This is a genomic window from Microbacterium testaceum, assembly GCF_029761935.1.
Lineage (GTDB): Bacteria > Actinomycetota > Actinomycetes > Actinomycetales > Microbacteriaceae > Microbacterium > Microbacterium testaceum_A.
Map to the genome: position 1 here is coordinate 1,588,192 of NZ_CP121699.1, position 19,102 is coordinate 1,607,293.

Annotated in this window: 17 protein-coding genes; 9 read left to right on the forward strand and 8 right to left on the reverse strand. The window is 69.9% G+C overall.

The window, feature by feature from the left end; genetic code table 11:
- The first annotated feature begins 48 nt into the window (after positions 1-48).
- From QBE02_RS07730 to QBE02_RS07750, 5 genes are all read left to right on the forward strand, one after another.
- Positions 49-1,629: a sugar transferase gene (locus QBE02_RS07730; RefSeq protein WP_279367778.1), complete on the forward strand. Its 1,581-nt coding sequence runs from the start codon at positions 49-51 to the stop codon at positions 1,627-1,629.
- A gap of 76 nt (positions 1,630-1,705) precedes the next feature.
- Positions 1,706-3,031 (forward strand): UDP-glucose dehydrogenase family protein, encoded by a 1,326-nt coding sequence (locus QBE02_RS07735; RefSeq protein WP_279367779.1) that lies wholly within the window; start codon positions 1,706-1,708, stop codon positions 3,029-3,031.
- A gap of 208 nt (positions 3,032-3,239) precedes the next feature.
- Positions 3,240-3,464, forward strand: a complete 225-nt coding sequence (locus QBE02_RS07740; RefSeq protein WP_279367780.1) for a hypothetical protein — start codon at positions 3,240-3,242, stop codon at positions 3,462-3,464.
- A gap of 29 nt (positions 3,465-3,493) precedes the next feature.
- Positions 3,494-3,901 (forward strand): MFS transporter permease, encoded by a 408-nt coding sequence (locus tag QBE02_RS07745; RefSeq protein WP_279367781.1) that lies wholly within the window; start codon positions 3,494-3,496, stop codon positions 3,899-3,901.
- 252 nt (positions 3,902-4,153) lie between these two features.
- Positions 4,154-6,157, forward strand: a complete 2,004-nt coding sequence (locus tag QBE02_RS07750; RefSeq protein WP_279367869.1) for an ABC1 kinase family protein — start codon at positions 4,154-4,156, stop codon at positions 6,155-6,157.
- Positions 6,158-6,228: 71 nt separating this feature from the next.
- Here QBE02_RS07750 and QBE02_RS07755 read toward each other — a convergent pair whose 3' ends face one another.
- Both QBE02_RS07755 and QBE02_RS07760 read right to left on the reverse strand, forming a co-directional pair.
- Entirely contained in the window at positions 6,229-6,432 is a 204-nt protein-coding gene (locus tag QBE02_RS07755) for a hypothetical protein (protein WP_074696459.1), read from the reverse strand.
- 241 nt (positions 6,433-6,673) lie between these two features.
- Complete coding sequence (locus QBE02_RS07760; protein WP_056226374.1) at positions 6,674-6,949, reverse strand: helix-turn-helix domain-containing protein; 276 nt, start codon at positions 6,947-6,949, stop codon at positions 6,674-6,676.
- A 672-nt stretch (positions 6,950-7,621) separates the two neighbouring features.
- Between QBE02_RS07760 and QBE02_RS07765 the strand changes: the two genes are divergently transcribed.
- Positions 7,622-10,072: a LuxR C-terminal-related transcriptional regulator gene (locus QBE02_RS07765; protein WP_279367870.1), complete on the forward strand. Its 2,451-nt coding sequence runs from the start codon at positions 7,622-7,624 to the stop codon at positions 10,070-10,072.
- Here the strand turns inward: QBE02_RS07765 and QBE02_RS07770 are convergent.
- From QBE02_RS07770 to QBE02_RS07780, 3 genes are all read right to left on the reverse strand, one after another.
- Positions 10,047-10,277, reverse strand: a complete 231-nt coding sequence (locus QBE02_RS07770) for a hypothetical protein (protein ID WP_279367782.1) — start codon at positions 10,275-10,277, stop codon at positions 10,047-10,049. The two genes, QBE02_RS07765 and QBE02_RS07770, sit on opposite strands and share 26 nt — an antisense overlap.
- A complete protein-coding gene (locus QBE02_RS07775; RefSeq protein WP_279367783.1) occupies positions 10,274-10,966 on the reverse strand; it encodes a DUF998 domain-containing protein in 693 nt (230 codons plus the stop codon). Before QBE02_RS07775 ends, QBE02_RS07770 begins: the two co-directional genes overlap by 4 nt.
- An 875-nt stretch (positions 10,967-11,841) precedes the next feature.
- Positions 11,842-12,219 (reverse strand): hypothetical protein, encoded by a 378-nt coding sequence (locus QBE02_RS07780; RefSeq protein ID WP_279367784.1) that lies wholly within the window; start codon positions 12,217-12,219, stop codon positions 11,842-11,844.
- Positions 12,220-12,299: 80 nt separating this feature from the next.
- Between QBE02_RS07780 and QBE02_RS07785 the strand changes: the two genes are divergently transcribed.
- Together QBE02_RS07785 and QBE02_RS07790 are read left to right on the forward strand one after the other, a co-directional pair.
- Positions 12,300-12,893, forward strand: a complete 594-nt coding sequence (locus QBE02_RS07785) for a MarR family winged helix-turn-helix transcriptional regulator (RefSeq protein ID WP_268103276.1) — start codon at positions 12,300-12,302, stop codon at positions 12,891-12,893.
- 81 nt (positions 12,894-12,974) lie between these two features.
- On the forward strand, positions 12,975-14,828 hold the full coding sequence (locus tag QBE02_RS07790; protein ID WP_279367785.1) for a DUF2207 family protein: 1,854 nt from the start codon (positions 12,975-12,977) through the stop codon (positions 14,826-14,828).
- Between the two features lie 9 nt (positions 14,829-14,837).
- On the opposite strand, the gene QBE02_RS07795 is transcribed toward QBE02_RS07790, so the two are convergent.
- Positions 14,838-15,542 (reverse strand): esterase/lipase family protein, encoded by a 705-nt coding sequence (locus QBE02_RS07795; RefSeq protein WP_279367786.1) that lies wholly within the window; start codon positions 15,540-15,542, stop codon positions 14,838-14,840.
- Positions 15,543-15,653: 111 nt separating this feature from the next.
- Between QBE02_RS07795 and QBE02_RS07800 the strand changes: the two genes are divergently transcribed.
- Positions 15,654-15,896 carry a hypothetical protein gene (locus QBE02_RS07800; protein ID WP_279367787.1) on the forward strand — a complete coding sequence of 81 codons (243 nt, stop codon included), beginning with the start codon at positions 15,654-15,656 and terminating at the stop codon, positions 15,894-15,896.
- 209 nt (positions 15,897-16,105) lie between these two features.
- Here the strand turns inward: QBE02_RS07800 and QBE02_RS07805 are convergent, their stop codons facing one another.
- Entirely contained in the window at positions 16,106-16,294 is a 189-nt protein-coding gene (locus QBE02_RS07805; protein WP_056226347.1) for a hypothetical protein, read from the reverse strand.
- An 89-nt stretch (positions 16,295-16,383) separates the two neighbouring features.
- Complete coding sequence (locus QBE02_RS07810; RefSeq protein ID WP_279367788.1) at positions 16,384-18,990, reverse strand: MMPL family transporter; 2,607 nt, start codon at positions 18,988-18,990, stop codon at positions 16,384-16,386.
- Positions 18,991-19,102: the final 112 nt, after the last annotated feature.

Sequence of the window (19,102 nt, forward strand, 5' to 3'; positions counted from 1 at the left end):
TTCGCGGGAGGGCTCCCACGCACGCGTGGGATGGGGGGAGGAAGAGGCATGGCGATGTCCGACCTGCGCCCCGGCGCGTCCTCCGCAGATGCGGATCCGGTCGGTGCCACCGCCCCGGCATCCCGGACCGTACCGACCGAGGTCTCCGCCGGGGTGATACCGGTGACGGCACCTCCTCCGTCGCACGTGAAAGACCGCTGGCGCGGTCGGTACCGGCGCAATCTGGTCCTCACCGACTTCGCCGCGCTCGTCTGGGTTGTCTACGGCACCCAGCTGCTCTGGTTCGGCCTCGGGAATGCGCAACTCGCCGCGGGCAGCGACAGCCGCATCAGCGATCTCTCGTATTGGGCCTTCTCCGCCATCCTCATCGTGACCTGGATGTGGGCGCTCGCCTTCGTCGAGTCCCGCAGCGACCGGGTCATCGGCACCGGCTCGGCCGAGTACGTGCGCATCGCCGACGCCAGCTTCCGCCTGTTCGGTGCCGTGGCGATCATCGCCTTCCTGACCCAGATCGACGTGGCCCGCGGCTACCTGCTGGTCAGCCTGCCGTCCGGCATCCTGGTCCTCTGCTTCACGCGATGGATGTGGAGGCAGTGGCTCGTCGTGCAGCGGTCCCGCGGTCGGTACTCCGCGCACGTCCTCCTCGTCGGTTCGCTCCCCTCGGTGACGCAGCTCGCGCGCGAATTCGCCCGAACGCCCAGCGCCGGCTACCGCGTCGTCGGCGCCTGCGTGCCCCACGCCAAGACGGCCGACACCATCCCGGGCACCGAGATTCCGATCATGGGTCACGTCGGCGACGTGTCGCGGGCCCTGGCCGCGACCGGCGCCGACACGGTCGCCATCACCAGTGCCGACGAGCTGCCCGCGGAGAAGGTCAAAGAGATCTCGTGGAGCCTGGAAGCGGGTCGCCAGCACCTCGTCCTCGCCCCGAGCATCGTCGACATCGCCGGGCCACGACTGCACACCAGGCCCGTCGCCGGCCTCCCCCTCATCCACGTCGAGACCCCGAAGTTCTCGAGGGGACAGAGCTTCCTGAAGAGATCCGTCGACCTCGCCGCGGCGAGCCTCGGGGTGGTGTTGCTCAGCCCCCTGCTGCTGTTCCTGGCCGTCGCCGTGCGACTGTCGAGCGAGGGGCCGGTCCTGTTCCGCCAGACCCGCGTCGGCTTCCGCGGCCGCGAGTTCACCATGTTCAAGTTCCGTTCGATGGTGGTCAACGCCGAGGAGTTGCGCGCGCAGCTGATCGCGCAGCAGCGGGATTCCGGGAACGAAGTGCTGTTCAAGATGAAGAACGACCCGCGGGTCACCCCCATCGGTCGGGTGATGCGCAAGTTCAGCCTCGACGAGCTCCCTCAGCTGTTCAACGTGGTGGGGGGCTCGATGTCTCTGGTCGGACCGCGCCCTCCGTTGCCCTCGGAAGTAGCCGTCTACGCCGACCACGTGCACCGGCGATTCCTCGCCAAGCCCGGCATCACCGGTCTCTGGCAGGTCAGCGGGCGGTCCTCGCTGTCCTGGGAGGAGTCCGTACGACTCGACCTGTCATACGTGGAAAACTGGACCCTCCTGGGCGATTTCGTCATCCTCGGCAAGACCGCCCGCGCGGCCCTCGCTCCCGGCGAGACCGCGGCGTGACGGTCGCCACCACCCCGTTCCGGTCTTCGGACCGTCGCCGTCGGTTCTCGCCGCGGATATCTGAAAGGCTGTAATCGTGCGTCTGTCTGTCGTGGGTTGCGGGTATTTGGGAGCTGTTCACGCGGCGGCGATGGCCTCCATCGGCCACGACGTGGTGGGCATCGACGTCGACGAGCGCAAGATCGCGACGCTCTCGCGAGGAGAGGCGCCGTTTTTCGAGCCGGGCCTTCAGCAGATCCTCACCGAGGGAATCGCCTCGGGACGGCTCTCGTTCACGACGGACATGTCGGCGGCTCGAGGTGCCGCGGTGCACTTCATCGGCGTCGGCACCCCCCAGCAGGCGGGCGGCCACGCTGCGGATCTGACCTACGTCGATGCGGCGGTCGACGCGCTGCTCCCCTTCCTCGCTCCCGGCGACGTCGTCGCGGGCAAGTCGACCGTCCCGGTCGGTACCGCCGCCCGTCTGGCACCCCGGGTGTCCGAGCGCGGCGCGGTCCTCGTCTGGAACCCGGAGTTCCTGCGCGAGGGCTGGGCGGTGCAGGACACCATCGACCCCGATCGACTCGTCGCCGGCGTTCCCTCGCTCGACGGCTCTCCGACCGCGGAGGGAGAGCGTACCGCGCAGGTCCTGTGCGAGGTGTACCATCCCTCGATCACGAAGGGAACGCCCTTCATCGTGACCGACTACGCCACGGCGGAGCTGGTCAAGGTCGCGGCGAATGCCTTCCTCGCCACGAAGATCAGCTTCATCAACGCGATGGCCGAGATCGCCGAAGTGACAGGGGCCGACGTGACCACGCTCGCCGACGCCATCGGCCACGACGCCCGCATCGGACGCCGCTTCCTCGGAGCCGGCATCGGGTTCGGCGGAGGGTGCCTCCCGAAGGACATTCGAGCCTTCTCCGCTCGGGCGGAAGAACTGGGCCGCGGCGAGTCCGTCGCCTTCCTCCGAGAAGTGGATGCCATCAACCTCCGCCGCCGCGACCGCGCTGTCGAACTCGTCGTGAGCGCGCTGGACGGATCCGTCTTCGAGAAGAAGATCGCCGTGCTGGGAGCGGCATTCAAGCCGCACAGCGACGACATCCGCGACTCCCCCGCGCTCGATGTGGCCGTCCGACTGCATGGTCTGGGCGCTCAGATCACCCTGACCGACCCCGCGGCGATCGAGAACGCGCGACGGGTGCACCCGCAGCTCACCTACGACACCAACCTGGACGCAACCCTCCGCGACGCGGACGCGGTCATCGTGGTGACGGAGTGGGACGAGTACCGACGCGAGCTGAGCCCGGAGCACGCCGCCTCGCTCGCGCGAGGCCGCGTCGTGATCGACGGACGCAACTGCCTCGACCCGGCGGCGTGGCGCGCAGCCGGCTGGACCTATCACGGCATGGGGCGCCCCTGACCCGGACACGGTCCGCCTCAACGTGAACGCGTCTGCTCCGAAGGGCGTCGCGCCCCGCGCGCGCGATGACAGACGTCGGCGCCGTCGACCTTTCCTCCACGGCGCGTGACGAATCAGCCGCTCGCCACGTCTCCTCGGTGACGGATCTCGCGCCGAGGGCCCCCTCCCTGCGGAGTGCATCGAGATCCTCGACGACAAGGAGGATGCCATGCGCAACAAGCTCATCGTGATCGGCGCCGTCGCCCTGATCGCCTACGCGGTCGGCACCCGGACCCCGCGCGTCCAGGTGAAGAACCGGGAGTCCGTCGGCCACCAGATCGTCCGGCTGTGGAACGACCCGCGCGCCCGCAAGCGTCGCCAGAAGGCGGCGAGGAAGGCTGCCGCCGCTGCGGAGAAGCGCGCGAAGAAGACGTTTCACGACCTCCGGAAGTGATCCGCCCGACCCTCGAACGGAGGCTCCCCATGTTTCGTTCCTCCTCGAGCGGGACCCTGCTGCAATCGCGGCGCAGCGTCATCGCGGGAGCGGTCGGGGCCGTCGCCGTCGCGATCATCGCGCTGGCCCTGTACCTGCCACTCGTCGGCTTTCTCGGCGGGGCGACGGCGAGCACAGCCGGTATCGTGCCCTTCCCCGCCCTCAGCGTCCTCGCGATCACCGTCGTCGGTGCCGTCGTGATCGCGGGGCTTCTCGCCCTCGCGATCACGCGGCGCCGGGCACCCGCCGCATGGACGCTGGCGGTCATAAGCGTTCTCGTGGCGCTGGCCGTGACGGCCTTTCCGCTCGTCGCCGTCGTGGTCGGGTCGGCCCAGCGCGTCGGCGAGATCGGACCGGTCGTCGCGATCCTGTGGGAGCAGGTGTCGGGGATCTTCTGAGCAGCGGCCTGTGGATAGTACCGTTACCCGAACATGCGCATGTAAAAATGCCTCATGTCCATCTTGGCTCCTGGCGACCGACCCGTGCTTCAGGTCGACGGCGACGACGAGATCGCGGGCTTCGCCCCCGCTTGCGCGTCCTGCGGGGGCGTGACCGAACCCGTCCAGCGAGGCTCTGCAGCCTGGTGGGCCTGCCACCGCTGCGGGCTCGCCCGGATCGCCTGAGCTTCGCCCGGCTACGCTGACCACGTGATGGCCAGCCTCCTCATCTCGATCACCGCCGTCGTCTCGGCGCTCCTCGTCGGGTTCGTCGCGCGTCGAGTCCTCGGCACCGCGGTGGGCTGGCCCCGCAGTATCGTCGTCGGCCTGCTGGTCTTCCTCCTCGGAGTACCCTCGGCCGGATGGACGCTGCGACAGACCGGGTTCCCCGATTCCTCGGCATCCATTCCTGCGGAGGACGGCTGGATCTGGGCGGGCCTGATCGCGCTCTCGCTGGCATGGGTCTTCGCCCTCGGCGTCGCCGCCCTCGTGGCGAGCGAGGCGATCTTCCCGACGCGCCCCCTCCCGAATCCGATCGACGTCGTGCGCGCAGCGCTCCGCCAGCGCAAACGGACCCGGCGCTACCTGGAGATCCTCGCGATCGCCTCTCGGCACGGGGTCGGGTGGCTCTTCCACGGCGGCCGCGCGCGCGTCGAGGAGCAACTGAGCACCTCGGAGGAACGGGCGCGAGCCATCGTGGCGACGATCAACGATGCCGGGGTGAGTTTCGTCAAGCTCGGCCAGGTGCTCTCGACCCGTCGCGACCTCGTCCCCGAGCCGTATCTGAGCGCCCTCGCCTCCCTGCAGACGAGCGCGACGACGCTTCCCTGGGAAACGGTGCGCGCGGTCATCGAGAGCGACCTCGGCCAGCCGATCGATGCGGTCTACGCCGCGGTCGATCCGGTCCCCCTCGCCGCCGCCTCCGTCGCACAGGTACACCGCGCGCGGCTGCTCGACGGCACCCACGTCGTCATCAAGGTCCAGCGGCCCGCCGCGCGGGCGCAGGTGGAGGCGGATGCCGACATCATCGGCCGCCTCGCGCACCGGGCCGAGGCGCGCACACGCGTCGGACGCGATCTCCGCATCGAATCGGTCGCCCGCGGCTTCACCACCACCCTCCTCGAAGAACTCGACTACCGCATCGAGGCCCGCAACACGCAGATGATCGGCTCGACCCTCGAATTGATCGATCGCGCCGAACCCGGACGCCGCGGGCTCGTGAGCGTTCCGCGCATCTTCTCCGACGCGTCCGGCCAACGCGTGCTCACGATGGGTCTCGTCGACGGAACGGCCTTGAGCGACGCGGCGCCGCTGATCGCCGACCTCGATCCACCGCAGCGCGATCGCCTCGCCGAGACACTGATGGCGACCGTCCTCGAGCAGATCCTCGTGTACGGGGTCTTCCACGCGGACCTCCATCCCGGCAACGTGCTGCTGAAGAGCGACGGGACCCTGGGGCTCATCGACTTCGGCGCCGTCGGCGTCATCGAGCGCAGTCGACGTCAGCACATGACGGCTTTCCTCCTCGCCGCCCTCAGCGAGAACGATGTCGCGGCGACGGACGCCCTGCTCCTCATCGTCGACGCCCCCGACGACGCCGACCTCGACGCCTTCCGACACGACGTGGGAGTGGTCCTCACCACCGAGCACCTGCGCACCAGCGGGCACGGATCGATCTTCACGCGAATGGTCGACGTGATCCGCCAGCACCACATCGCTCTGCCCGGCGAACTCGCCTCGGCCTTCCGGAGCTTCGCCACTCTCGAAGGGTGCCTGCGCGTCATCGTCGATGACTTCGACATGGTCGGTCGAGCGCTCCCGCTCATGCCGAGCCTCCTTCGTCGGACGGTGTCTGTCAAGCGCATGGCCACCGACCTCCAGGCGCAAACGGTCATCGCCTTCGCTCGCCTCGAACAGATCCCCCGTCGCCTCGACGCCCTGCTCACGGGTGTCGAGAAGGGGTCCATCGGGATCACGTTGCGCAGCTCCGATGGGGAGGACGTCAGCGGCATCCTCGGCCGGGCGACAGGCGAGATCGCCAGCACGCTGGTCTCGATCGCCGCGGTCGTGATCGCCGTCGTCCTGGTGATCGCGGGGGGCGGGCCCGTTCTCGACGGGTCCATCACCCTGTTCGCCGTCCTGGGTGCCGTCGTCGGCCTGTTCGGCTTCCTCGGCCTCCTCCGCATCGTGCGTAAGACGTTCGGACGCCGCAGCTGACTCGTCGCGGACCGACGAACGGTCCCGTCGACGCCTCCGCCGTCGGCGCGCTGTCCCTCCTGCGCGGGAGATCAGTGGGTCTCGGGTTCGGGAGCGAGGAGGGCGACGAGTTCCCCCTCCTCCTGGAGGCCGATCGCGAGTTCGCGGACCGCGCTGACCGGGAGGGAAACGGATGCCCCGATCCCGGTCTCCACGATCACCCACGTCTCGGCATCGGTGGTCCGTCGCAGCAGACCGATCTCCACCTCCGCGAGGAGGCCGGGGCCGAACCCCACCGCGTCTCGCACCCTCGCGCTGACTCCGACGCCTGCGCTGCGGTGATCTTCGTCGTCGGGATGAGCGGTCGAGCCGTGCTCTGTGACGCACCAGCGGAAGGCACACCTTGGGGCACCGGAGGTCCGTTTGGCGCGAGACTGCCGAGTCATGCATGACACCTTTCCGTCGGGGTCGCCGGGGGCGGCGAACCGAACACTGGTGGGCACGAACGCATTAGATCGCGAACCTCCGACACCGCCGTCACCGTCCGGGCGGGAGCCCCTTCGGCGGGGTGGGGATCAGGTCGGGCAAAGCAATCCCGAGGACATCCGACAGGGCCACCAAGGTGCGCAGGCGCGGGTTCGCGGCGGTCCCGGGATTGGACTCCCCCTTCTCGAGCTTCCGATAGGTGAAGGTCGCGAGCCCCGCTTCGTGGGCGACCTGCTCCTGAGACATCTGCTTCTCGGCGCGGGCGCGGAGCATGCGCACGCCCAACTCGCGGGCGAACTCTGTCCAGGGGTCGGGCGCGTCGTTCATGAGACCAGCTTGATCGGAAGTCAACGCTCACATGAACATGCATACATGCCCGGCCGGCGGGCGCGACCCCCGCGGTAGGGATCGAGGCGGGCGAAGGACGGGCGGCCGAAGGTGGAACGCGCTAGGCCGTCTTCGTGCCGTCACCCGGCCGCCCCGCCCCCGCGCAGAGAGCGAAGCCCCCGGAATGGAGCCCGAGCCGGTCATTCCCGCGTCATCGCCCCCGCGCGGCGCAACAGCCCATGGGGCGCGGGCGCCGGGGCGGCACCACGCCCCCGCGCCCGCCCACTCCCCTGATCAGAGCGCCGGGAAGCCACCGCGCATCGGACGCGGACCACGAGAGACGGCAAATATTTCACCCGCGGCATCACCCGGACGGCCGACAAGGGCTCACCCAACGCCCCCCTTCCGAGCACGGCGAGGCGACGCCGCTCTCGGCGCGAGAACGGCGAGCGACCAGGCGAAGGACGTACCGGCCCGAGAGGGTGATGCGGAGGGGGTGAATCGGGGATGACGCGGGGGATGAAACTTGCGAGATTCGTCCGACCATCGTGCGCAAAACCCGCAGGATCTTCTCGACGGGGTGGGAGTTCACCGCGTCGACCGCAGCCCCACCTCAGAAGGGCGGCAGTCCTTTCGCTCCTGGAGGTCCCGATGTTGATCGGTGTGGATGACATGGTGATCGGCGTTCGATCCGCCCGCCGCACGAGCAGGTTCTGGGCACCGCGTCCACAGGCGCTGGGCCGTCTCGAAGCGGCATTGCGCACCGATGTCGTCCTGCTCCGTGGGCCGACCGGCGTGGGAAAGACCGCGTTGCTGCGCCAATTCGCCGACGCTCTTGCATCGGACACCGAGCATGGCGTACAGCTCATCGACGGCGCCCTCACCTCGCCGGAATCCCTCCCGCATGTCGCGGAGGCATTCGCAGACGGGCCCGCCTCCCATGTCCTCCTCGTGGACAATCACGTCGAAGGACGAGGGGTTTCGACCCACCATCTGCTCGATCTGCTGCGCGCCGACCGCAACCTCCGACTCGTCGTCGCCACCCGTCAGCCGACGGGTTTCGAGAATCCCCTCGTCGCACTGGAATTCGATGTGCAGGCGCTCCCCTCAGGAGACCTGCTCATGACCCGAGAGGAGGTCGCATCGGTCCTCGCCGTGAACGGGGTCGAGTCGACCGACATCGCCACCGACGAGCTCGCCGCACTCACGCACGGGTGGCCCGCCCTCGTCCAGCTGGCCAGCACTCGGCTCCGCCTGGAGGGCCTCCCCCTCTACACGCGCGGCGAAGCCGCCACGGCGGCCGCCTATGCGAGCGCCGCGCTCACCCGCGACATGGAGGCGCGACTGGGCGCACCGGTCACGGACGATCTCCGCCTCCTGGCTCTCGCCCCCTACGTCACCGAGCCCCTCGCCCGCGCCCTCGGCGTCGACTCGCAGAATGGGGCCACCCCCGATCTTCTCGATCGGCTCCAGAGCGCGGGTGTGGTCTGGCCCGGGACGACGCGCGCGCTGTTGGCCGAGCCGATTCGCGAGCAGTGGTTCCAGGAGATCACCGCGAAGCAGCCTTCCCGGGTGTCCGCAGCCCGGCTCCGGCTGCTCGAGCATCTCGTGTCGAACGGCGAGTCCCTGCTGGCGACCCGGCTCGCCGCGGACGCGCGACAGTGGACGACCCTGGCCGGGATCCTGCGCAGGTCGGGGTCCGAGGTCTGGGCGCGCAGCGCCGACGGCTTTTCGAGCGCCCTCGCGCGGCTCCGATCGAGCGCGTCATCAGCTCCGGTGGTCGTCGAGGCGCTGCTCTCGCTCGACCCCGAGACCGCCGTGTCAGCAGAGACGCCCTCGCTCGTGGCGTCCGCTCTCAACCGCCTGCCCGATGTCTCGAGCGTCACAGCGGGCCGCCCCGACGCCCTGATCATCCGTGTGAGTCTTCTTCGCGCCGCGGGGCGATTCGCACTCGCCTCCGAAGCGTCGGACATGCTTTCCGACGCCCTCGGCCGCGCGCGAGATCTCAAACTCGAGACGAAGGCCGAGGGGTGGTATCAGGTCGCGATGACCTTCCTCGCCATGGGGCAGCTGCGCGCGGCGAGCGAGTGCATGTCACGGGCCGAGCAGACGGCGCTCCCTGCGCAGCGGCTGCGGGCGCGCGGCGCCCTCGCCGTCATCGCTCTGCTCGAAGGTGACGTGCGCACCGCTCGAGCACTCGTCGAGGCGGAGTGCTCGGACACCTGGGTGGCGTCTCCCTGGGGTGAAGGCCTCCGACTGGCGTCCGCGTGGGTCCTCCTCGAGGCCGGCGAAGCGGAAGAGGCGCGCCCGCTCTTCGACGCTCTGCCGTCCACCGCCGCGGCTCGCGAGCTGTGGCCCTACGCGGCGTCGGCCCACGTCCTGACGCTCCTCGTGTCGGGCGCCGCATCCGACGCGCTCGAAGTGCTGCGCACGTGGACGACGGCAATACGCAGCACACCCCCATCGCACTTCCAGTCGACGCTTCTCCTGACGACGCGAGCGAAAGTGCTCATCGCCCTCCGGCGAGCACGGGACGCTCTCGCCCTGTTCGAGGGCCCGTTCATGCTCTCCCCCCTCACCGCTCCCGCCATCGCGCTGTCTCAGCTGTACGCCGGGCGAGCGCACGACGCCTTCGTCCTGAGCGTTAAGTGGGGCTCCCAGCACGAGCCCTCCCCACGCACGACTCTCGAGAGCCTCGTCGTCAGTATCGTGGCCGAGGTGCGCCTGCGTGGGGCGGCCTCCCGCCGCCCCACCCTGGAGCGCGCCGAAGCGCTGAGTATCCGACACGATCTGTGGAGCCCCTGGAGCGCGTTGGCGCCAGAAGACCGCGCGGTGGTCGCGAAGACGCTGTCGTCCACGTCGCGCGCTCACATCGAAGCGCGCGCGTCTTACTTCGTGTCATCGGCGAGCGTGCCCCAACTCACCGCCCGCGAGAAGGTGGTGTTGGACCACCTCACGCCGTCGGCGACGATCGCCGTCATCGCCCGCGAGCTCTCGGTCTCTCCGAACACGGTCAAGACGCAGCTGCGGAGTCTTTACCGGAAGCTCGAGGCGTCGGATCGGTCGAGTGCGATCCGAGCGGCCCACGCGTGGGGACTCATCGAGAGCCCCGAGGACGTGTGACGGAGCGGTCGCGCCGGTGACGGCGAGCTCGTCCGATCATCAGGCGCGCCGCACCGAGAAGGATGATCACGAGCAGGATGCCGGGGAGCGTCAGCGGCACGCCCGCTGACCGGACAACCGCGAGGATGACGGCGAACGCGGCCAGGGGTGCAAGCCACCCCGCGATGCGGCGCAGTCGCCGGAACGTATCTCCGGGAGTACTCACGCGCGCACGCCGAACGCATCCGGGTGGCTTCGCCGAATATCAGAGGCGACCTGCAGGCCCCAGACCCCGAACCACGCGATGGCGAGCGTCGCCGCGGCGAACTCCAGGTTGCCGCCGAGCACCGTGTTACCACGGGAAAGAGCGATCATCGCGCCGGTCAGCGATGTGGCACCGACCGCGACGAGCGTGAAGACGGAGGCCGCGCGCATCCAGGGACGCCGAGGCCCCGCGGCAACCTGTCCCATGGCGACGATCGCCGACAGGAACCCGAGGACGGCGAAGGAGATGTGGATCAGGTCTTGGGGGAGGGCGCCCTCGGTGAATGGAATGGGGCATCCGGGCGAGCAGGTGACGACGGATGCCACGGCGAAGCACAACCCGCACACGAGCAGGGTCGTGGCGACGGGCCACCCGGCACCGTAACCTTCGCCCCGCCCGGCGAGCGATCTATCGAGCAGGACCGTGGCGATCGCGAGCAGAAGCAGCGCCGTGTTGAACAAGGGCGCGGTGGGCATCGCCGTCGCACCGAGCTGACTCACATACTGCACACCGGGCTCCCAGAGGCGGCATAACCAGATGAGCGCAGCGCTGACGAAAGCGGCCGAACCGCCGATCGTCGCCGCGAGGGCGGGTGGTGCGCTTCGGAGCCCCTGCGTCCGAGCGAGGGGCCGCTCGGCGGTTTCGGTCATCGGCTCCTCCTGCAACGGGCTCGGCCACCCTATCGCTTCGATCGCGCGCACCCGTCATCGATGGCCGCATCAGCCTCGGCGAAGAGGTGTCCCTCCGTGAACGCCGGCCGATGAGCTCGTTCCGGCAGGGAAAGCCTCGGCCTCAAGGAAGAGGTCAGCGTCGCGCTCGGGCCAGCCCTCGTGACGTCGGGAATGGCCCCGACTCGCGTCTATTCACGCCGCTCCTCCCGGCACTCGTCTAGGCTGTCGTCAAGTCCGCATCCGGAGGGGTCCGATGAGTTCGCGATCGCCACGTCCGATGGGTTTCGCGCTCTGCGTCATCGCAATAGCCGTTCTGGCCGCCCCGACCCTGGTCTTCCCCGCCGATTCGCCCACCGGGCCCCGACTGATCTTCGGAGCCCTGGGAGGGGTCTGCTTCGCGGTCGCCGTTCTGCTCGTGCGAAAAGAGCCCGCGGCGCGGGGGCCCGTCGACCGGTCAGGCGAGGACGTCACCGAGAACCGGGAACCGGAGGATCCCCCGGGTCGGTGATGCGGATCGTCCCGCGGGTGCGTCCCACGTCGGGATTTCGATCATGACTGCGCTCTGAAGAGTCTGGCGATTGTCGCACTGCGCCTGACCTCGCGGAGGAACTGCATCCCGCGGACGGCCGGGTTCTCGCGTCGATCCCGGGCGTGGCCGCCCAATGCCGATCGCGCCGCATCGGCGTGGTCGAAGGTGCCGATGTGCCGCCCGTGCCGGTCGAAGGCGAGGAACGTCCCGAGGGAGCGGCGATCGACGTACCCGGCGAAGTCGCCGTCGCGCGTGGCGACAGAGAGGTCGGCGTCTACCCGTGACCAAACGACCGCCCCGTTCGACGCGTGCGGCGCAGAAGGGGTCACGCCGCGCGGACGAGGGAACGCGTCGACTTCGACGCAGAGGCCGACACCCGCGGCGGGACGACTTTCTCCGCGGGCTCCTCGAGGGCGATGTCGAGACTGAGGCCCCGCGAGGAGTTGGCATCGTTGGCCATGCGCTTGAGAAGGTTCTGGTCGAGCGCCTCCGGCTGCTCCGAGTCGAAGACGAACCGCAGAGGAATGGACGGCTGCAGCCAGATCGTCGACCGTCCCACCGGCTCGTCGGGCCCGTGCACCCACGAGAGCGTGAAGCTCTCGCCGCGGCGGAGCTTGGTGGCGACGACCACCTTGACGTGCGCCAACATGCGGTCGTCGATGCGGATCGGCTCGGTCGTCGTGCCGTAGTAGAGCTTCGCCATGATGTACCCCTCTGCTCGTTGCTCACTGAAGAACTTACTAGGTAGACTAGCGAATAGGCAAGCGAGATATTAGGAGATCGATGTCCAGCGAGAACGCGGCACCGCCGTCGTACTGGTACAGCGACAGCGTCGAAGACGAGCGCGGGGCGCGCGTCATGGAGGCGATGCGCGCGTACCGTTCAGCGGAGATGGCGATGCGTCGCCGCACTCAGGACTCCATGTCGATGGGCGAGAACGAACTCCTCGTCCTGCGCTTCCTCGCGAGGGCCAGCGGCGCGGGCCGGGACGTCACCCCCATCGACCTCGCCCGCCATCTCGGCGTGTCGACGGCGTCCGTGACGGCCCTGCTCGATCGGCTCGAGCGGTCGGGGCACCTCCGGCGCACGCCGCACCCCTCCGACCGCCGCAAGGTGGTCATCACCGCCACCCCGCACGCCGACGAGGAGATGCGCGAGACCCTCCGGTCGATGCACGCGCGCATGATGCAGGCGACCCGCGGGATGTCCGAGAGCGAGACGGTGGCCGTGACGGCGTTCCTCCAGCGCATGCGATGCGCCGTCGCCGATGCCTGCGAGGTCTCGGGCCGCTCCTGTTGTGCGCTGTTCGCTCCCCCTGCTGCCGCGCCCTCGATCCTTCGGACGGTCGCGGCGGCCACCCCCAGCGCCGCGGCCTGAGCGCTGCGTTCCCTCGACCGCGCACCAGACTTCGCCGCAGGGGGGATCCGCTCGCAACGGGCGGCCGGATAGCGTCTGAGCATGCCGAGCCTCGCCTCCTCGCCTTTCCGGGTCCGCCGCTCGTGGGCGGCCGTCGCCGTCGTCGCGTTGGCGTTGCTCATCGCGCTCGCATCGCCTCGTCTCGCTTCGGCCGACACGAGCGACTTCACCTTCGACTCCTTCGACGCGCAGATGACGCTCACTCGGGCGGCCGACGGTCACGCCGAGCTCGCGGTGACCGAAACGCTCGTCGCGCGGTTCCCCGACGAGGACCAGAACCGCGGCATCATCCGGTCGATACCCGATGACTACGACGGGGTGCCCCTGCAGACCCGTGTCGTCTCGGTCGTGGACGCCGCGGGCGCGGCAGTTCCTTTCGAGGTCGAGTCCGACCGCCGCGAGGTGAGGGTGCTCACCGGCGACGACTCCTACGTCCGTGGCGTGCAGACGTACGTGATCTCCTACACACAGCGCGACACCATCCGCTCCTTCGCGGATACGGACGCCGATGAGTTCTACCGCGACGTGAACGGCACGCAGTGGGAGCAGCCCTTCGGCGCAGTCTCTGTGCGCTTGTCGGTCGACGCGGCGCTCGTCCCCTTCCTGCGAGAGGGGGCGGCCGCCTGCTACGTCGGCTCGGAGGGATCGGACCGTCGGTGCGATATCGCGAGCGGATCCGGCGCCGCCGGCGTCGTGTTCTCATCGCAGGAGCAGTCGCTCGGCCCCGGCGAGAACGTCACCGTCGCCATCGGGTTCGCCCGCGGGACGTTCATCCCCGGGGAGGTGGAGCGAACACCCCTCGAGCAATTCTCGGTCGACGCGGCCCCCGCGCTGGCCGGCAGCTCGATCGCGGCGGTGGGGATCGGCCTCGCGGGGGTCGGCGTCGCCGCCGTCGCTCGTCGGCGCGGTCGCGATGCGGACGGACGCGGCATCATCGTTCCCGAGTACGGGCCGCCCTCCGGAGTCGACGTGATCGAGGGCGCCGAACTGGTGCACCGGTCGGGTGCCGGCATCCCGGCCGCCCTTCTCGACACGGCCATCGCGGGCCATCTGCGCATCATCGAGACACCGGGGGAACCCGGCTCGCTCGAGCTCGAGTTCGTCGACGACGCGGGGGCGACACCGCTTCGGGCCGCCGTCGTCCACGCCGTCTTCGGCGACGCCCCCGCCGCCGGGCAACGAGTGAAGCCCGGGCCCGCCCGTCAGGATGTCGCCCTCGCTCTGCGGCGGCTGCCGGCCGCGGCCTCGGCGGAGCTCCGCTCGCGCGGCTGGACCGAGAAGCAGAGACCGGGCACCGCGATCCTGGCCGCGGGCATCGTCGTCCTGGCCTTCGGGATCTCGGTGGCCGCCCTGGTCCTCGCCGCAGCAGGCAGTGCACCGGCCTGGTGGCAGATCGTCGCGATCCCCGCGACGGTGGTTCTCGGCATCCTGACCTTCGTCGTCCTGCGCTATCGGGATCGGATCACGGATGCCGGAGCCCCGGCACGCGATCACCTTCGGGGCCTGCGCGACTACCTGAGCCTCGCCGAAGCGGATCGCCTCCGCGTCCTGCAGAGCCCGGAAGGCGCCGAGAAAACCTCGCTCGACCCGGGTGACCCGACGCAGGTGCTGCACCTGTACGAACGGCTCCTCCCCTGGGCGGTCGTGTGGGGCGTGGAGAAGGAGTGGGCCGAGGCCCTCGACACCCGCGTTCGCGAAGCGGGCGCGGATCTGGGGTGGTACAGCGGCGGCAGCGGGTTCTCGCCCGTGGCCTTCACGGGCATGATGGGCTCGCTGCACACGGCGAGCGCCCCGGCTGTGGCGACGACGAGCGGGTCGGGGAGCTTCTCCGGCGGCTCGTTCGGCGGCGGCTTCTCGGGCGGCGGAATGGGCGGCGGAGGCGGCGGAGGGCGCTGAACCGACCGGTCACTCCGCGGCGCGCAACACTTCGGCGATCACCCGCGGATCCTCCAGAACGCGGAAGTGCCCGCCGCGCGCCAGGACGATGTTCCTCGCCCCCGCAAGCTCGCTCCCCTCGGGAATGTGGGGGTCGAACGGGCCGAAGATCGAGACGATGCGAGTGTTCACGTCCGCTGAGGCGGCGAGCGCGCGCATGGTCGCGTCACCCGAGGCGAAGGCGCGCAGCGAGGGGGTCGGCATGAGCCTGCTGTAGCGCGACCCGCCGAACGGGGTGGCGACGGCGACCATCCCCCTCACGCGAGCGCCTGCGGGGCTGAACGCCATGACGTGCTTGCCGATGAGCCCGCCCTTGCTGTGCGCGACGAGCAGCACGTCATCGAGGCCGCGAGCGATCAACAGCTCCGCCACGCGCCCGGCGGATTCGACGATCGGCCGACGGTTGCCGCCGAGCTCCGTCACGACGTGCACGGGATGGCCGCGGTCGTGAAGGGCACGCGCGAGCGGCTCCATGAACCGCCACGTCTCGTAGATCCCCGGAAGCAGGACGATCGGGGTGCCCTCCCCCGCGGCGAGGGAATCGGGGGCACCACGATCCCGCAGAGCGCGCGCCTGCGCCCGCACCGCGTAGACGTAGTCCTGCGCCCACCACCCGGCGTCGCGCGCGGCGGCGCGCACTCGTTGCGGCAGGGTCGTCACGGCATCCCTCGTCATATTCCCATCGTGTCGCGCTCGGGACGACGATAGGGGCGGGTTGCCGCGCACATCGGCTCGTGCGACACAAGCCCGGGATCGCGGGAAGGGCGCGGACCGTACCGTGTGGCCATGGACATCTCAGACATCCGCTGGAACGAAACCGCCCGCCAGAAGATCCTCGACGACGCCGACGCCGTCCTGCGCGAAGCCGTCGTCGCGATCGCCCGGGACAGCGAGGGCATCTCGTCGGACGAGGCCTTCGCGCAGATCAACGCGCGCATCAAGGACCGCTTCATCGATTACGAGCCCGGCCCCGACATCCGCACCTACGCCGACGCGATCGCGGCGGGCGAGATCCCCACGACATCCTGAACCCCGAGCGACGAAGGCGGTCCCGTGAGAATCCGCGGGACCGCCTTCGTATCGTCTGAGAGAACGCGGCCGGAGTGGGGCACCGGCGTAGCCTGCCGGTACCCGGCCCCGGCATCGCCGGCGCGGATGACGCCACTTCCGGCGTCCCCGACGACTCCCGCCCGTCGAGCCCGTCCCCCACTCGGCTCCGGACGGGAGTCGTCGTCCGCCTAGCGGTCCTCGCCGTATCCGCGAATGCTGCGGAGGTCGTCTTTCAGGTCCTGCTGCGCGGGCTCGTCGTCGTGAACGGCGGCGTCCGCCGCGCGCTGCTGCTGCGCTCCGGCCTTCTTCTCCTCCACGCCGGCGTCGGTGGCGCCGTCCATGACGGGGGCGTCCTGCGTCTCTTCACGATCGGTCATCGTCGTCCTCCTCGGAATCGGTCCTTCCCGGCATCCTGTTGCTTCCGCCCCCACGGGAGCCGGGGCTTGCGCCGCCCGGCCGCGGGTGCTCAGGACCCGTGATGCCCGGGGTGGCGCCGCTCGAGAGCGGACCCTTCGACGTCGACGTCGGGAACGATCCGGTCCAGCCACTTCGGAAGCCACCAAGCGGACCCGCCGAGCACGTGCATGATCGCCGGCATGAGCAGCATCCGCACGATGAACGCGTCGAAGAGCACGCCGAGCGCGAGACCGAGGCCCATCGACTTGATGATCACGGAGTCCGAGGCGATGAAGCCCGAGAACACCGCCACCATGATGATGGCGGCCGCCGTCACGACCGTGCGCCCGGCTCGGAAGCCCTGGGCGACGGCCACGCGCGGCGCCGCTCCGTGCGCCCACGCCTCGCGCATCCCCGTGGCCAAGAACAGCTGGTAGTCCATCGCGAGCCCGAACAGGATGCCGACCAGGATCACCGGCAGGAAGCTCAGGATCGGGCCGGGGTTGTGCACGCCCAGCACGCCACCGAGCCACCCCCACTGGAACACCGCCGTCACGGCGCCGTAGGTCGCGAACAGCGACAGGACGAAGCCGAGGGTCGCGATCAGCGGCACGAGGAGCGAGCGGAAGACCATCACCATGATGAGGAACGACAGCCCCACCACCACGACGAGGTAGATCGGCAGGACGCTCGCCAAACCCTCGGAGATGTCGATGTTGATCGCCGCGGCGCCCGCCACCCCCAGGTGGATGTCACCGTCCACGGGCGGGATGGCCCGCAGGTCGCGCACGAGCTGTTCGGTGGAGACGGCGTTCGGCCCCTCCTTCGGGATGACCTGGAACGCCGCGAGCGTGCGGTCGTCGGAGACCGCGACCGGGGCGACAGCGGCGACATCGTTCTGCGAGAACAGCTCGCGGGCGACGTCGAGCTGAACACCTCGCACCTCGTCCTCGGCGGTCCCCGAGGGAAGGGCGGCGGTCACGAGCAGCGGGGCGTTCGCACCGGCACCGAACGCCTGCTCCGTCCAGGTGAAGGCCTTGTACGCCGTGGAGTCCTCGGCCTCCGATCCGCCGTCGGGAAGACCGAGGCGCATCGACAGCGCGGGGATCGCGACGACCAGCAGGACGATCGTGGCCACGACCATCGTGACGACGGCACGGAACGTCGACATCGGCTTCACCCCGGCCGCGGCGACCGGGACGGCACCCGTGCGAGCGGCGCGTCGAGGGTGCTCCTGGACGTCCGAGGGCGCGATGCCCTCGCGGGCCGCCCGGCGAGGGTGCGCTTCGGCCGCTGCGGCGACGAGTCGCCCGCGCGCGCGGCGGCTCAGGATGCGCGTTCCCGCGAGGCCGAGCAGGGCCGGCGTCAACGACACGGCGATGAGCACGGCGACGAGGACGCTCACCGCACCCGCCGTCCCCATCAGCCCGAGGAACGGGATGCCGGTGATGTTCAGCGCCAGGAGGGCGACGATGACCGTGGTGCCGGCGAACACCACCGCATTGCCGGCGGTGCCGTTGGCGAGGCCGATCGAGTCGACGACGTCCGCGCCCTGCAGGAGCTGGCGCCGGTGCCGATACAGGATGAAGAGCGAGTAGTCGATGCCGACGGCCAGCCCCAGCATCACGCCCAGGATCGGCGTGACGGATGCCATCTGCACCAGACCCGAGAACGACAACGTGGCCATCGCGCCGATCGCGACCCCGACCAGTGCGGTGATGATCGGGAACGAAGCCGCGAGGAGGGATCCGAGCACGACGATCAGAACGATCGCGGCGATCGCGACGCCGATCGCCTCGCCCACGCCGAGGATCTCCGGGACCCCCTGCGAGATCTCGGTGTTGAAGGCGACCTCGACCCCGTCGACGGGTGCGGCGGTGAAGTGCTCGACCACGGCGTCCTTGGACGCCTGCGAGAGCTCGAGACGGGGTTCGCTGAACGAAACGTTCACGATGGCCGTGGATCCGTCCGCCGCGACCAGGCGGATCGCATCCGCGAAGCCGAGCAGCTCCGACCCGTCATCGAGTTGCGTCTGTTGGGCGTCGATCTGGACGAGGCCGTCGCTGAGCCGAGTCTGCTGCTGCTCGAGGCCGGACCGCTGCTGGTCGATCTGCTGCTGCTGCGCCTCGAGGGCCGTCAGCTGGGCCTGCTTCTGCGCGGCCGGGAGCGGCGCGGATTCGATCTGCGCCTTCGCCTCGTCGAGCTTCTGCTGTCCCGCCTCGAGCTGAGACCTTCCGGCGTCGAGCTGTTGCTGACCGGACTCCGCCTGCGCTCGGGCCTGGTCGATCTGCTGCCTGCCGTCGACGATCTGTTGCCGCTGCGCGTCGAGCTGCTGCTGGGCGGTGAAGGGGTCGGTGACACGGGCCACGTCGGGGAGGTCGCCCGCCGAGGTCACCAGCGCCGAGATCGCGGTCTTCTGCTCGTCGGTGAGGGGCGAGCCGTCATCGGTACGGAAGACCACGGCGCCCGAGGCGCCCGCGAAATCGGGAAGCTCCCCCTGCAGTTCGGAGATCACCTCTCCGGATGCCGTTCCCGGGATGTCGAAGCTCGAACTGAGGCCTTTGAATCCGACGAGGAAGCCGCCCACGACCATCCCGAGGATGACCAGCCACGCGACGATCACCGTCCACGCGCGACGAGCCGCGAAAGTTCCGAGGCGGTGCAGCAGTTCAGCCATGCGGGGTGTTCCTCTCGTGCGGTGCGCGCGAGGGAGCACCGTCGGCTCCGACCAGTCCGGGCAAAGATAACACGCACCGTCTCGTCTCGCTTTGCCCCGCGATCGTCCAGAA

Bases quoted from the DNA above. Each gene is read 5' to 3' on its own strand.
- QBE02_RS07750 (WP_279367869.1), top strand. From the start codon at position 4,154: ATGGCCAGCCTCCTCATCTCGATCACCGCCGTCGTCTCGGCGCTCCTC.
- QBE02_RS07785 (WP_268103276.1), top strand. From the start codon at position 12,300: ATGTCCAGCGAGAACGCGGCACCGCCGTCGTACTGGTACAGCGACAGC.
- QBE02_RS07765 (WP_279367870.1), top strand. From the start codon at position 7,622: ATGGTGATCGGCGTTCGATCCGCCCGCCGCACGAGCAGGTTCTGGGCA.
- QBE02_RS07805 (WP_056226347.1), bottom strand. From the start codon at position 16,294: ATGACCGATCGTGAAGAGACGCAGGACGCCCCCGTCATGGACGGCGCC.
- QBE02_RS07800 (WP_279367787.1), top strand. From the start codon at position 15,654: ATGGACATCTCAGACATCCGCTGGAACGAAACCGCCCGCCAGAAGATC.
- QBE02_RS07740 (WP_279367780.1), top strand. From the start codon at position 3,240: ATGCGCAACAAGCTCATCGTGATCGGCGCCGTCGCCCTGATCGCCTAC.
- QBE02_RS07775 (WP_279367783.1), bottom strand. From the start codon at position 10,966: ATGACCGAAACCGCCGAGCGGCCCCTCGCTCGGACGCAGGGGCTCCGA.
- QBE02_RS07795 (WP_279367786.1), bottom strand. From the start codon at position 15,542: ATGACGAGGGATGCCGTGACGACCCTGCCGCAACGAGTGCGCGCCGCC.
- QBE02_RS07760 (WP_056226374.1), bottom strand. From the start codon at position 6,949: ATGAACGACGCGCCCGACCCCTGGACAGAGTTCGCCCGCGAGTTGGGC.
- QBE02_RS07730 (WP_279367778.1), top strand. From the start codon at position 49: ATGGCGATGTCCGACCTGCGCCCCGGCGCGTCCTCCGCAGATGCGGAT.
- QBE02_RS07790 (WP_279367785.1), top strand. From the start codon at position 12,975: ATGCCGAGCCTCGCCTCCTCGCCTTTCCGGGTCCGCCGCTCGTGGGCG.
- QBE02_RS07810 (WP_279367788.1), bottom strand. From the start codon at position 18,990: ATGGCTGAACTGCTGCACCGCCTCGGAACTTTCGCGGCTCGTCGCGCG.
- QBE02_RS07745 (WP_279367781.1), top strand. From the start codon at position 3,494: ATGTTTCGTTCCTCCTCGAGCGGGACCCTGCTGCAATCGCGGCGCAGC.
- QBE02_RS07780 (WP_279367784.1), bottom strand. From the start codon at position 12,219: ATGGCGAAGCTCTACTACGGCACGACGACCGAGCCGATCCGCATCGAC.